Annotated in this window: 10 protein-coding genes; 6 read left to right on the forward strand and 4 right to left on the reverse strand. The window is 62.8% G+C overall.

Annotation, left to right across the window (positions count from 1 at the left end; genetic code table 11):
- Nucleotides 1-72: 72 nt before the first annotated feature.
- From HMPREF0178_RS10135 to HMPREF0178_RS10150, 4 genes are all read right to left on the reverse strand, one after another.
- Nucleotides 73-3,300 (reverse strand): UvrD-helicase domain-containing protein, encoded by a 3,228-nt coding sequence (locus HMPREF0178_RS10135; RefSeq protein WP_009733337.1) that lies wholly within the window; start codon nt 3,298-3,300, stop codon nt 73-75.
- Between the two features lie 9 nt (nt 3,301-3,309).
- A complete protein-coding gene (locus tag HMPREF0178_RS10140) occupies nt 3,310-4,098 on the reverse strand; it encodes a methyltransferase (RefSeq protein ID WP_232281252.1) in 789 nt (262 codons plus the stop codon).
- Nucleotides 4,099-4,229: 131 nt separating this feature from the next.
- The gene (locus HMPREF0178_RS10145; RefSeq protein WP_009733339.1) at nt 4,230-4,538 is read right to left on the reverse strand and encodes a Dabb family protein; all 309 of its coding nucleotides are present in this window, start codon (nt 4,536-4,538) and stop codon (nt 4,230-4,232) included.
- A gap of 29 nt (nt 4,539-4,567) precedes the next feature.
- Nucleotides 4,568-7,084 (reverse strand): carbamoyltransferase HypF, encoded by a 2,517-nt coding sequence (locus HMPREF0178_RS10150; RefSeq protein WP_009733340.1) that lies wholly within the window; start codon nt 7,082-7,084, stop codon nt 4,568-4,570.
- Between the two features lie 243 nt (nt 7,085-7,327).
- Between HMPREF0178_RS10150 and HMPREF0178_RS10155 the strand changes: the two genes are divergently transcribed.
- The 6 genes from HMPREF0178_RS10155 to HMPREF0178_RS10180 all read left to right on the forward strand — a co-directional run.
- The gene (locus tag HMPREF0178_RS10155) at nt 7,328-9,022 is read left to right on the forward strand and encodes an AMP-binding protein (RefSeq protein ID WP_009733341.1); all 1,695 of its coding nucleotides are present in this window, start codon (nt 7,328-7,330) and stop codon (nt 9,020-9,022) included.
- 52 nt (nt 9,023-9,074) lie between these two features.
- Nucleotides 9,075-9,791 carry an aspartate/glutamate racemase family protein gene (locus HMPREF0178_RS10160; protein WP_009733342.1) on the forward strand — a complete coding sequence of 239 codons (717 nt, stop codon included), beginning with the start codon at nt 9,075-9,077 and terminating at the stop codon, nt 9,789-9,791.
- Nucleotides 9,791-10,345, forward strand: a complete 555-nt coding sequence (gene thrB, locus HMPREF0178_RS10165; protein WP_009733343.1) for a homoserine kinase — start codon at nt 9,791-9,793, stop codon at nt 10,343-10,345. Before HMPREF0178_RS10160 ends, thrB begins: the two co-directional genes overlap by 1 nt.
- On the forward strand, nt 10,342-11,166 hold the full coding sequence (locus HMPREF0178_RS10170; protein ID WP_009733344.1) for an amino acid ABC transporter permease: 825 nt from the start codon (nt 10,342-10,344) through the stop codon (nt 11,164-11,166). The genes thrB and HMPREF0178_RS10170 overlap by 4 nt, the downstream gene beginning before the upstream one ends.
- A gap of 138 nt (nt 11,167-11,304) precedes the next feature.
- The gene (locus HMPREF0178_RS10175; protein ID WP_009733345.1) at nt 11,305-12,111 is read left to right on the forward strand and encodes a transporter substrate-binding domain-containing protein; all 807 of its coding nucleotides are present in this window, start codon (nt 11,305-11,307) and stop codon (nt 12,109-12,111) included.
- Nucleotides 12,108-13,033, forward strand: a 926-nt coding sequence (locus tag HMPREF0178_RS10180; RefSeq protein ID WP_009733346.1) for an amino acid ABC transporter permease, incomplete at its 3' end; no start/stop codon positions are given. The genes HMPREF0178_RS10175 and HMPREF0178_RS10180, both read left to right, overlap by 4 nt.

The following is a 13,033-nucleotide window of genomic DNA, read 5'->3' on the forward strand; positions in this document are numbered from 1 at the left end:
AGGATGGGGGAGGTTTGGAGGGGGAAGGAGGGGCTTTCTTCAGAAAGGCCCTCCTTCCCCCTCCAATATTTTCTAAAACAGCTTCATCTGCGTAGCTTTCGTCTGCACATGGCGGACAAGCCGGGTGTGCCGGAACAGCTCGGGCAGCGCGGAGAGGAAGCGCGAAGGAGGCAGTTCCAATGCCTTGCCGTAGAGATGGCGCTGCGCCGCATGGCTGACGAAAACCGCATCCTGCGCACGGGTCAGGCCGACATAGAACAAACGCCGCTCTTCCGCGAGCGCGTCCGGATCGATAGCGCCGCCGGGGTCGCCGTGAAGCAGCGCATCCGCGCCGGGGAAGGGCAGGATGCCCTCTTCCAGGGCGGGCAGGAATACGGCCCGGAACTCAAGCCCCTTGGCGGCGTGCAGGGTCATGATTTGCACCTGCTCCGCCTGTTCGCGCACAAGATCCAGATCCTGCCGCAGGCATACCCAATCAAGCAACCCTTCCCATGTCTTGCCCTGTTCGCGGAACGCCCGGAGCAGGGCATTGCAGGCCGCCGATTCGGTGAACAGCGGGGCGAGGAGCTTGGCGGCATCCAGATGGGAGGCCAGCGCGGACGGCCCTGCCTGCCAGAGCTGTTCGGGCAGGGACGCGGCCAGCTGCGGCACATCCACGTCGAGGCTGCCGGGGCCTTCCGGCGCGGCAAAGGGACGCTGGAAGCGCAGCCCCGCCAATTCAAGGATGAGGGCGGCGGAAGGATCGCCCCAGAAGGGGGCCGTTTCCGGTGCCGAGCAGGGGACGCCCCGGCGCTCCAGAGCGGTTTTCAGAGGCGGGATGAGCGCTTTCATGCGGACCAGCACGGCCACTTCGCCGGGGCTGCACGGCGTGGCAAGCGTGGCATCGCGGCGGCGGGAATCTTCCAGCGTATGGGAGGTTCCACCGAGAAGAAGCGCAACCTGATCCGCGACCCATGCGGCTTCCTTGCGGGCGTCCGGGGCGCTGAACAGGTGCAGGCAAGCTTCCATATTCCGGGTGGGGATAAGTTTTCCACAGGCTGAGGACGATCCGAGCAATGCCGAAGCCGAGGTCAGGATTCCGGCGGCGGAACGGTGGCTCGCGGCGAGCGTGACGCTCTCCAGCGAAGGCCACGCTTCACGCAGGGCGGACTGAACATCGGGATGCGCCCCACGGAATCCGTAAATGGCCTGATCGGGGTCGCCGATGCCGAAGAACCCATGCCCGTCTCCGGGCATCAGCGCCCGCACAAGGGCAACCTGCAACGGCGAAAGGTCCTGTATTTCGTCGACCAGCACGTTGGTCCACTGGCGTTCCGGTTCGGCTTGCAGGCGGGCCAGCCAGTGCTCCAGCAGATCCGTATAGTCCGCAAGCTTCCGCTCGCGCTTGGCGGCGTGGTAACGCTCCTGCAGGGCGGACTGTTCGTCCGTCAGGGGGGCGAGGCGCTCGCGGGCGAGGGACAGCTCATCCCATACGCGTCTGGCGTCGGCGGCGGATAGGGCGTTGGCCTTGGCGAACACGCTCCGGGCCGTTTCTTCGGGCAACACGGCTGGCAGGGCCTCCTCAGCGGAGCCCCAATGGGATAAGGCCAGAGCGTGCAGGGTATCGGCCTGAGGCAACGGGACGCCTTCCCCAAGGGCGCGTTCAAGGCGTTCCCGGAGCTCGGCGGCGGCGCGGCGGGTAAAGGTAACGGCAAGGATGCGTTGAGCGGGGATGCCGTCCTTGAGGAGACGCTGGACGCGGCCCACAAGGGTGCGGGTTTTGCCGGAACCGGGGCCCGCGAGTACCAGCACGGGGTTTGGCCCGGCTTGGATGGCTTTCTGCTGCGCTTCGGAATACGGGAACGCCTTCGGATCGGGCGGCGTCTGGGGTGCCGGGGGCGTCATTGCCGCGAACAGGGACACCTGTTTCGATGCCGGTTCCTTGGAAGGTGCCGCTTTGGGTTTTCTGCCCGGCTTTTGGGCTTCGGGCAGAGCATCCAGCAAGGAGGAAGAACGATACCTTCCGGTCACAAACTGTTTGCGCTCTTCTTCCGAGAACACTTTGACGACCCCGTATTCGCCGTCAAAGCCCGCTTCCTTGATGACGTCGCCCCGGCGCATACGGGCCACGGCCTCGCCGAGGGCGTCCCAGTGCTGACGCAAATCCGACTCGGGGACCGTGTGCAAAATATCCATTTCCGAACCGAACAAGCGGACCAGTTCGGACTGCCTTTCCTGCACTTTTCGGCTTTTGGGGCCGACGGAAAGCAGTTCGCCGAGCATTTCCGGAAGCGGGAACAGCGAGACGAATCCCGGATCGTGCTTGGGCATGACCGGGGCCTTGCGGTCGGCCAGCGCCATGACCCGGTGGAGTACGCCGACGGTGAGCGGCTTGCCGCATACCGGGCAGATATTCCCGATTTTCATGGATTCTTCCGGCTCAAGGACAACATTGCAGGCGCGGTGCCCGTCAAGGTGGTACTTTCCTTCCTCAGGGAAGAACTCGACCGTCCCCCGGTAGATGCAGCCTGAGCCTTCCTCGTCCCGGGCGGCCCGGCGCAGCGCGTCGAATATGCCGTCATAGGAAGGCGTGCCTTCAAAGAGATTGGCTTCGCGGCCGAGGTTTTCCCCGGAATGCGCGTCGGAGTTGGAAACGAGCGCATAACGGTCGAGCGCGGACCAGAGCCGGTTCATGTCCGGATCGGAGGAAAGGCCGGTTTCCAGGGCGAAAATATGTGAGGAGAGCGATCCGAAGCAGTCTTCCAGCGCGTCAAAGCCGGATTTGGAACCAAACAGCGAAAACCACGGCGTCCAGATATGCGCGGGAATGAGCACGCCGCGCTCGTCGGCTTCAAGCACCATTTCAAGGAGATGCTCGCAATCGAGGCCAAGGATCGGACGCCCGTCGGAAGTGATGTTGCCGATTGCGGCGAGCTTGTTGGACAGCTTGTCCGCACTCTCCAGACTGGGCATGATCACGACGTTGTGCACTTTGCGTACGGAACCGTCTTTCTTGTAGATGGAGCTGATTTCCGCTTGGATGAGGAACTGAGGCTCGCTGACGCCGTCCGGACGGGAAAAGCCGGGGATTTCCGTTTCCAGCGGCGTCTTTTCGCGGACGCGGTAGAGGCCGCTGTTGTCGTCATAGACGAGGTCACGCCGCAGCTCGTCCCGCCATGCCGGATGGGTGAAATCGCCCGTGGACATGACGGAGAGGCCTTTGATCATACTCCATGCCGCAAGATTGCGGATATTGAGCCTGCCGCTGGTGGCGCGGGAAAAGCGCGAATGGACATGCAGATCTGCGCGAAAGTATTTCATGCCTTCAGACTAGCGCAAAAAAGGGCAGAAAGCCAGTGATTCCAGTGTGAAAAAACGTTCCGGGCCGTACAGGGCGATTGGTTCGGCGACGGATGGTTTGGCGTGTGCGCCTTTACGGGCTTCTATGAGCACGAACGTGGCCGGAGAAGTTTTTTGCTTGTGGATATATTGTAACAAGTAGGGAGTGAGCCCCGCCCCATCCAGCGCCGCCAGCATATCCTGAAGCCTGTCCGGGCTTATGATGCAGGCGAAACGTCCATCCTCTTCGAGCAATGAGGAGGCTGCGGACGCGAACAATGGGAACGTTCCTTTATCCCCGAATAAGGCTTTTTGGCGGGCCTCTGTTGCGGGTAAGCGTCCGGAGCCGACAAGACGCCACGGCGGGTTCGCCATGACCAACTGGACCGGGGAGGCTTCCATACGGAGGTTTTCTAAAAACCGCGTGTCGGCAAGTTCCCCGGTATGCAGAGCAAATCGATCCGAAAAACCAAGCTTGTCAGTATTGTTTTGAGCGGCGGCAATCAGCTCGGGATTACAATCCATACCGAAGCCTTGGCAAATGTTTCGTTTAAGTAACAAATAGGCAAGGCCAACAACGCCGCACCCTGTTCCAAGATCTATAAACCGCATGGTAACATCGGTTGTACGGCTTGCCGCAAAGGCCGCGAGCAACAGCGCGTCGACGCTGAATCGGAAGCTGCCCTCGGGCTGTTCCAGTCCTGCGGGAAAGGCCCGCCGCGCTTCCGCGTGAGGAGCTGGGGACTCACCGATCGGCGTTGTTTTTTCAGGTTGGGTCATAAACGGTATGCTGTAGGAAAGGAGGGGAGTGGCCGGTTGTGGCCTGATGAGAAGAGACTTGGAGGGGGAGAGGAAGGAAAGGAGCCGCAAGGCATTTTCCCGGAAGGCCCCTTTCCCTCCTCCGGTGAAGTTTAGAAAGTATAGTCGATGGCTTGGCGGGACTCGGTCACGAGCTTGATAAGTTCCTTGCCGACGGCGACATGTGCGGGGTGTTCGGCATAGGCCTTGAGCCCTTCGGCGTCGTCATGCGTGGTCATGAGGATCACGTTGACCGGTATGGTGCAGGTCGGGAGGAAGTCATAGGACACTTCAAGGGACTTGAGGGACGGAATCTGCCCCATGAGGGCTTCGAGGCGCTGCTTGATGAGCTTGGCGTTTTCGGCGGCGGTACGGCCTTCAGCTTCGGGTTTCAGCGTCCACCAGACGATGTGACGAACCATGATGCGACTCCTTTTGAACAGAGGTTGAATCAGCGGAGAACGTGGGACGCCCACGCGGCCTGACCATAGGACAGCCCGCCGTCTCCGGGCGGCAGTGCGTGATGCGTGAGCGGAACAAGTCCACGCCGTGCCAGAGCTTCCGGCAACAGCAGGGCGATGGTCCGGTTGTGGAAGACGCCGCCGGACAGGGCCACGGTGCGGACGCCGCAGCGCCGCGCCCCGGAAAGCGCCAGATCGGCAAGCCCTTCCGCCAGTCCAAGGTGAAACCGGCGGGCCAGATCGGGGACAGAAACGCCTGTCCGCCGCAGTTCCAGCAGGTGCAGAAAAAAGGCTGCCGTGTCAAGTTCCAGAAGGCCGCCCCGTTCCTTGATGGAGAAGGGCGCGGCCGTTGTTGCCGATAGGTCTTGATGCGCTTCCAGACGGATGGCGGCCTGTCCTTCATAGGTGATGGCCGAGCACAGTCCCAGCAATGCGGAAACGGCGTCGAACAGGCGGCCGCAGCTTGAAGTCATGGGCGTGGCCTCGCGGCGGACCATCTCCAAAATGGCGTCATGTACGGTGCGTTTTCCGTCCACCCCAAAGAGGGCGTCCATGTCCTCCGCAAACCCTTCGCGCAGTCCTTCGGCCTCGGGGAGCCCCATGAAGCCGCTTACAATGCGCCACGGTTCCCTGATGGCGGCCTCGCCTCCGGGCAAAGGGAACGGTGCAAGGCGTCCGATGCGTCCACCATAGCGTTCCTCGCTGGCGGATTTGGGATCGACGAAGAGGAGTTCTCCGCCCCATATGGTTCCGTCCGTGCCGTATCCGGTGCCGTCCAGTGCCAGCCCGAGCGCGGGGGCGTCATGCCCGTTTTCCGCCAGTACGCCGTACACATGGGCGAAATGGTGTTGCAGGCGCAGGACGGGCAGGCCGGAATCCAGCGCATAGCTCGTGGAAAGGTAGTCGGGGTGCAGATCGCAGACGATTGCCTCGGGTTTGACTTCCAGCAGTCCGCCGAGGTGTGTTGCCATGTTTTGGAAGAACTCGAACGTCTCAAGGTTTTTCAGGTCGCCCACATGCTGGCTGAGGAAAGCATCCTTGCCGCGCGTGAGGCAGAGCGTGTTCTTGAGTTCCGCGCCTGTGGCCAATACGCAGCGGCCCGCGTCGCGGGGGAGTTCCAACGGCCTCGGCACGAACCCCCTTGCCCTTCGGAAGAAGTGGAGCGGAGGGGATTCCCGGAGGAGGCTTCCCGAAGAAGGGTTCCCGGCTTCCCCCTCAAGGTTTTCGGCTGAAGTGGAGGGAACCCCCGCAGGAGTCCCGTCTGGGAGGGAGGGGGAACAGGCGGAGGGGATGTCGTTTTTTTGTGGATAATACTGTGGATTGCCGTCTGTGGAAAAATGTGCTTCCGGCAATGGTTCCACCCGCACCACGGAGTCGTCGGCACGGATCAGGATGTCCCGATTATGGAACAAAAAGAGGTCGGCAATGTGCCGCAAGCGGGCCAGCGCCTCGCGGTTGCCGAGCGAAATGGGCTCGCCGCCCGCGTTGCCGGAGGTCATGACGAGCGCCGGGAGCGGAGAGAGCGCGGCAAAAGCTTCGAGGAGCAGGTGGTGCAGCGGCGTGTAGGGCAGCATGACGCCGATGCTGTCCACGTCCGGCGCAATGGCGGGCGGCAGGACGCCGCGCGAGGCGAGCACCACGATGGGCCGTTCGGACGAGCTCAGGACGGCGGCTTCCGCATCGGAAACACAGGCGACGCGTCGGGCCGTTTCAAGATCCGGCACCATGATCGCCAGCGATTTGTGCGGGCGGCGCTTGCGTTCGCGCAGCAGGGCGACGGCTTCGGCACTCGTTGCGTCGCAGACCAGATGAAAACCTCCAAGGCCCTTGACCGCAACGATGTTTCCGGCACGCAGGGCGGCGGCTGTCCGCTCAATGGCGTGCTGCCCTTCGGCAAGCTCCGGGCCGGAGATACGGGGAGCGCCTTCAGGGGCGGAGGCCAGCCAGACTTTTGGCCCGCAGACGGGGCAGGCGTTGGGCTGGGCGTGGAAACGGCGGTCGAGGGGATCGTTGTATTCGGCGGCGCAGTCCGGGCACAGGGGGAAGCAGCTCATGGACGTGGTGGCCCGGTCGTAGGGGATGGAATGGGTGATGGTGTAGCGGGGGCCGCAGTCCGTGCAGTTCGTGAACGGGTAGCGGTAACGCCGGTTCGCCGGATCGCGCATGTCCGCGAGGCAGTTGTCGCAGGTCGCCACATCCGGGCTGACCAAGACGGCGTGCCCGTGGTGCCCCTCGCTGTGTGTGATGGCGAAGGCCGCCTCGCCGTCCGCAAGGGGCAGTTCCTCGCGGCGGAGGGACGTGATCCGCGCAAGCGGCGGCAGGTCGTGTTCGAGCGCGTGGGCAAAGGCGGCCAGAGCCTCATCGGTTCCCTGCACCTCTACCCTGACGCCGTCCGACGTGTTGCCCACATGCCCGGTGAGCCGGTGCCTGGTTGCGGCACGGTATACGAAAGGCCGGAAACCAACCCCTTGGACCTGCCCGCCGATGATATAGCCGTGTCGTTTCATGTTGCGCTCCCGTTGTGTCCGAAAAAAGAGGCGTTGTGTCCGATTCCTGTTCTACCGCCGGAAAAACGGGAGAAAGCTGCGGGTGCACCGCCCATAAGCGTTTCCCGGCTACCATAGCCGCCCGTGAGAAGCGCGGCAACCCCCAAAGCTCTCATGACGGAACCCTTGCGGGCCGGGTACTTCGTTTGGTATGATTCCCGTTTGCTTTTCATGTCTTCCAATTTGTTTTTTCGGAGTCCTCACATGAGCGATTTTACAGTGCAGGAGCTGACGCTGGGCCAGCTTCTGGAGAATACGGCGGCCCGTTTTCCCGATACCGACGCCGTGATCCACGCGGACCGCGAGTTGCGGCAGACGTGGTCCGAGTTTTCGGCGTGTGTGGACGATATGGCCAGAGGCCTGATGGCCATCGGCGTACAGAAGGGCGAGAAGGTTGCCGTATGGGCGACCAACGTGCCGCATTGGGTGACCCTCATGTTCGCCACGGCCCGCATCGGGGCAATTCTGGTCACGGTAAACACCAATTACCGCGAAACGGAATTGCGTTACCTGCTGCAGCAGTCGGAATGCGAGAACCTCTTCATCATCGACAGCGTGCGCGACCACGATTTCATCGCTTCCACGTATGAGGTGATCCCCGAACTGCGCCGCCAGCGGCGCGGGATGCTCGAAGTCGAGGATCTGCCGCACCTGAAGCGCGTGTTTTTCCTTGGTACGGACAAGCACCGGGGCATGTATTCCCTGCCGGAACTTTTTTCCCTCGCCGGAGATGTCTCGGATGAGGAATACGAAAGCCGCAAGGCGTCCATTTCACCCTATGACGTGGTGAACATGCAGTACACGTCCGGGACGACGGGCTTCCCCAAGGGCGTGATGCTGACGCACGTGAACATCGTCAACAACGGCTATTGGATCGGCTACCATCAGAAATTTTCCTCGCGCGACCGGGTATGCCTGCCCGTGCCCCTGTTCCACTGCTTCGGCTGTGTCCTTGGGGTCATGGCCTGCGTGAACCACGGGGCCACCATGGTGCTGCTCGACGCCTTCTCACCCGTGCAGGTGATGACCGCCGTGGAGCAGGAGAAGTGCACCGCCCTGTACGGCGTGCCGACCATGTTCCAGGCCATTCTGGATCACCGCGTCTTCTCGCGTTTCGATTTTTCCTCGCTGCGTACGGGGATCATGGCAGGGTCCGTGTGCCCCGAGCCGCTCATGCGCCGGGTCATGGATCAGATGTGTATGAGCGAAATCACCATCTGCTACGGCCTGACCGAAGGTTCTCCGGTCATGACCCAGACCCGCACCGACGACACCGTGGAGCGCCGGGTCAAGACCGTGGGGCGGAGTATGCCCGGCATCGAAGTCACCATCCGCGATCCTGAAACCAACGAGGAAGTCCCCCGTAATGCCGTGGGCGAGGTGTGTTGCCGTGGCTACAACGTGATGCAGGGCTACTACAACATGCCCAAGGACACGGCCGAGGCCATCGACGAAGAGGGCTGGCTGCACTCCGGCGACCTCGGCATCATGGACGGGGACGGGTATGTCAGCATCAGCGGGCGAATCAAGGATATGATCATCCGGGGCGGCGAAAACGTATACCCCCGCGAGGTGGAGGAATTCCTCCTCAAGATGGACGGCGTGGCCGACGTACAGGTCGTGGCCGTGCCGAGCCGCCGTTACGGCGAAGAGGTGGGCGCGTTCCTCATCCCCAAGGAGGGGGCGGACGTCGCTCCCGAGGATGTGCGCGACTATTGCCGAGGCAAGATCGCGTGGTACAAAATTCCGCGCTATGTGGCTGTGGTGGAAGGTTTCCCCCTGACCGCCAGCGGCAAGATCCAGAAATACAAGCTCCGTGAAATGGCGGCGGCGTATTTCCCCGAGGCCATGCGCGAGCGCAACGGCCTCCCGTCCAGGGGACGCCGGGGTACGGCGTGATATTTGATTTTGGGAAAAGGCGGCGCGGGCGTCCGCACGGGGAGCCATGTTGATGAAGACCATCGGCCTTATCGGCGGCATGAGCTGGGAAAGCACGGTTACATACTACCGGATCATCAATCGGCTGGTGCAGGAGCGGCTCGGCGGGTTCCATTCCGCCAAGTGCATCCTGCACAGCGTGGATTTCCATGAGATTGAGGCGTGCCAGCGGGCAGGGGACTGGGAACGCAGCGGCGAACTGCTGGCGGAGGCCGCTCGCGGTCTGGAACGCGCCGGAGCCGATTGTGTGCTCATCTGCACGAACACCATGCACAAGGTGGCGGACGCGGTGCAGGCGGCGACGTCCCTGCCGTTGCTGCACATCGCGGAACTGACCGCCGACGAGCTGGAGGCCGCCGGAGTGTCCACGGTCGGGCTGCTCGGCACGCGCTACACGATGGAACAGGATTTTTACACGCGCAAGCTCGTGGAACGGGGCATCACCGTGCTGATCCCCGAAGAAGATGGGCGCGCGTTCGTCAACCGCGTCATCTTCGATGAGCTGTGCCTCGGGACGGTCTCCGAGTCCTCCCGGCGGGCGTTCGCGGCGATCATCGGCGGCCTGACGGCCCGGGGCGCGCAGGGCGTCATCCTCGGCTGTACGGAAATAGGCCTGCTGGTGCGCCCCGGGGACACGTCCGCGCGGCTGTTCGACACGACGGAAATCCATGCCCGGCGCGCTGCCTTGTATGCGCTTGGCGAAGCGGTCCCACGCGACGGGGGAGAGTGATGAACACGATTTCTTCAATGAAGGTTCCCGGCCTGACCGAGGACAAGTGCGTGACCCTTATCGGCATGGCTGGAGCCGGCAAAAGCACCGTGGGCCGCGCTGTGGCCGAACGCCTCGGCTGGGCCTATGTGGACACCGATCATCTGATTGAATCCACCTATGGGGCGCGCCTTCAGGACGTGACGGACGCTCTGGACAAGGAACGTTTTCTGGATGTCGAGGCCAGAGTCATCCAGTCCCTTCGGATGCAGCGCGCTGTGCTCGCCACGGGCGGCAGCGTGGTCTATCGGCCCGAAGCCATGCGGTATCTGACCTCCCTTGGTCCGGTGGTCTTCCTTGATGTGCCGCTTCCTCTCATTTTGGAGCGCATTTCGCGCAAACCGGATCGCGGGCTTGCCATTGCGCCGGGGCAGACCGTGGAAGACTTGTTCCGTGAACGTGAGGCCCTCTACCGTCAGTGGGCTACCTGCCGTGTCGCGGCTGGGGACATCGACGTTTCCGAAACTGCGAACGCCGTTTTTGACGCCATTGCCGGGTGCGGACAGGCTCTATGAGTGAACGGGCTTGCGGCGTGCGGCTTCACCCTGCGGCCCGGTTGCTGCGGTGGATGGGACGCCATGCCGTAGGAGTATGCTTTCTCCTGATCGGCGTCTGGCTGTTCCGTGCGGTGCTTGCCGGAGCGGACGGCATTTCCTACGACTGGCAATGGTATCGCGTCTGGCGGTATCTGGGGCGCTGGACGGACGGGCATTTCATCCCCGGCCCGTTGCTCGACGGGCTCGGCATGACCGTGCGTATCGCGCTTTTCGGGCTTGCCCTTGCCGTCGCCGCCGGGCTCGGCGCGGCGTTGCTGCGGCTTTCCCCGTGGCCTGTGGCGCGGGGCATGGCGCATGTCTATGTGGGGTGCTTGCGAAATACCCCGTTGCTCCTTCAACTGTTTTTTGTGTATTTTCTGTTCGCTCCCGCCATCGGCGTGGGGCCTTTCGGCGCGGCCGTGCTGGCCCTCGGCCTGTTCGAGGGGGCGTACATGGCGGAACTGTTCCGGGCGGGCCTGCAATCCGTGCCTCGGGCGCAGTGGGAAGCGGGCATCAGCCTCGGCCTCGGCGTATGGAACACGCTCCGGCTCGTTATCCTGCCGCAGGCCGTGCGCCGGATGTTGCCGCCGCTGACCAGCCAGCTTGTTTCGCTCATCAAGGACACCTCGCTCGTCAGCTCCATCGCCGTGGCGGATCTCACCATGCAGGCGCAGGTGTTGATCGCGGATACGTTCCTTGCGTTTGAGATATGGCTGATCGTCGCGGCGCTGTATCTTGCGCTCACGCTCTGCGTGGCGCTGCCCGCCCGCTGGATGGAGCGCCGGTACGCCTGGCGGTAGGCTTTGGGCGGGGGAAGGGGAACCTTCCCGAAAAAGGCTTCTACCTTGCTCCCCCTCCGCCTTCCAAGGCGTTCGGCTTGCGGGAGACGGCGCGGCGGGCGTTTCCGTTGCGGAAAAGAAAAGTTCATAGGAGGCGTTATGAAAAAGTTTTTTGCTGTGTTGATGCTGGCGGCGGCCTTGCTCCTGCCCGGTCTGGCGCAGGCGAAGGACGCGCAGACGTCCATGATCGACGATGTGGTCAAGCGCGGCGTGCTGCGCGTCGGGTTTTCCTCGTTCGTGCCGTGGGCCATGCAGGACAAGAACGGCGAATTCGTAGGCTTTGAAATCGACGTGGCGAAGCGCCTCGCCAAGGATCTGGGCGTGGAACTCCAGCTTGTGCCCACGAAGTGGGCCGGGATCATCCCCGCGCTGATGGCCGGGAAATTCGACGTCATCATCGGCAGCATGAGCGTTACCCCCGAGCGCAATTTGAAGGCGAATTTCACGGTTCCCTATGATTACGCCACCATCGAAGTCATGGCGAACAAGGAAAAGACCAAGGGCATGAAGTTCCCCGAGGACTTCAACAAACCAGAAGTGGTCGTTGCCCTGCGCACGGGCAGCACGCCCGTTCCCGTGGCCAAGAAAGTGCTCCCCAACGCCACCTTCCGCCTGTTTGACGACGAAGCTCCCGCCGTGCAGGATGTGCTCTCGGGCCGCGCCGACGTGATGTTCTCGTCCGCGCCGCTTCCGGCCTTTGAGGTGCTCCGCAACCCCGACAAGCTTTACCAGCCCTCCACGGACGCCTTTTACCGTCAGCCTGTGGGCATGGTCATCCGCAAGGGCGATCCCGACAGCCTGAATGTGCTCGACAACTGGATCCGCACGGTCGAAGCGGAAGGCTGGCTCCCCGAGCGCCGTCATTTCTGGTTCAAGACGACCGATTGGGAAGCGCAGCTTCGATGAGTTCCGGCGGCTCCCGGAAGGCGCTCCGGCGCGAATGGTCGCCCTATGCCGAGTACGGTCGGCAGGGGCGGCTTTTCCCCACGTTCGGGCGGGTGGACGCCGTTCTGGTCGTTTTGTTGCTTCTGGGAGCCTGCTTTTTCCTGTGGCGTTCGGAAACCATAGCCGCCTATCGCTGGAGCTGGCCGGAATTGGCGGATTTCCTTGTCCGCCGCACGCCCGGCGGCTACGAGCCCGGCCTCTTGATCCGGGGGCTCATCGTCACTCTTCGCCTCGGCGTCTGGTCGATGGCGCTGGCTCTGCTCATCGGCGGCGTTCTGGGCGCCCTTTCCGCCGGGAAACGCGGCGTCGCGGCGTTGCCCATTCAGCTTTTCGTCAATTCCGTCCGTAATATCCCTCCTTTGGTACTGCTGTTTCTCCTGTATTTTTTCGCGGGCAACCTGCTTCCCGTTTCCGATATGGAACAGGCCCTTCGCTCCATGCCTCCTTTCGTCAGGGATGCGGTGGCGTGGGGATTCGCCCCTGAAGGCCAGCTTGACCGCATGGTTGCGGCGGTGCTGACGCTTGGGGTGTACGAAGGGGCCTATGTTACGGAAATTGTCCGCGGAGGCATCGAAGGCGTGCCGCACGGGCAATGGGAAGCTTCGGCGGCGCTCGGTTTTTCCCGTTCGCAGCAGCTCCGTCTGGTCATTTTTCCGCAGGCCGTGCGCGCGATCCTGCCTCCGCTCGTGGGGCAGGTCATCACCACGTTCAAGGATTCCGCGCTGGCTTCGCTCATTTCTTTGCCCGACCTGACTTTTCAGGCTCTCGAAGTCATGGCGATCAGCCGCATGACCTTTGAAGTCTGGATCAGTGCCGGGGCCATCTATTTGCTTCTTGGTGTCCTCTGCGCCCGCTACGGTCGCTGGCTCGAAACGCGGGGGAC

Source organism: Bilophila sp. 4_1_30, assembly GCF_000224655.1.
Classification (GTDB): domain Bacteria; phylum Desulfobacterota; class Desulfovibrionia; order Desulfovibrionales; family Desulfovibrionaceae; genus Bilophila; species Bilophila wadsworthia.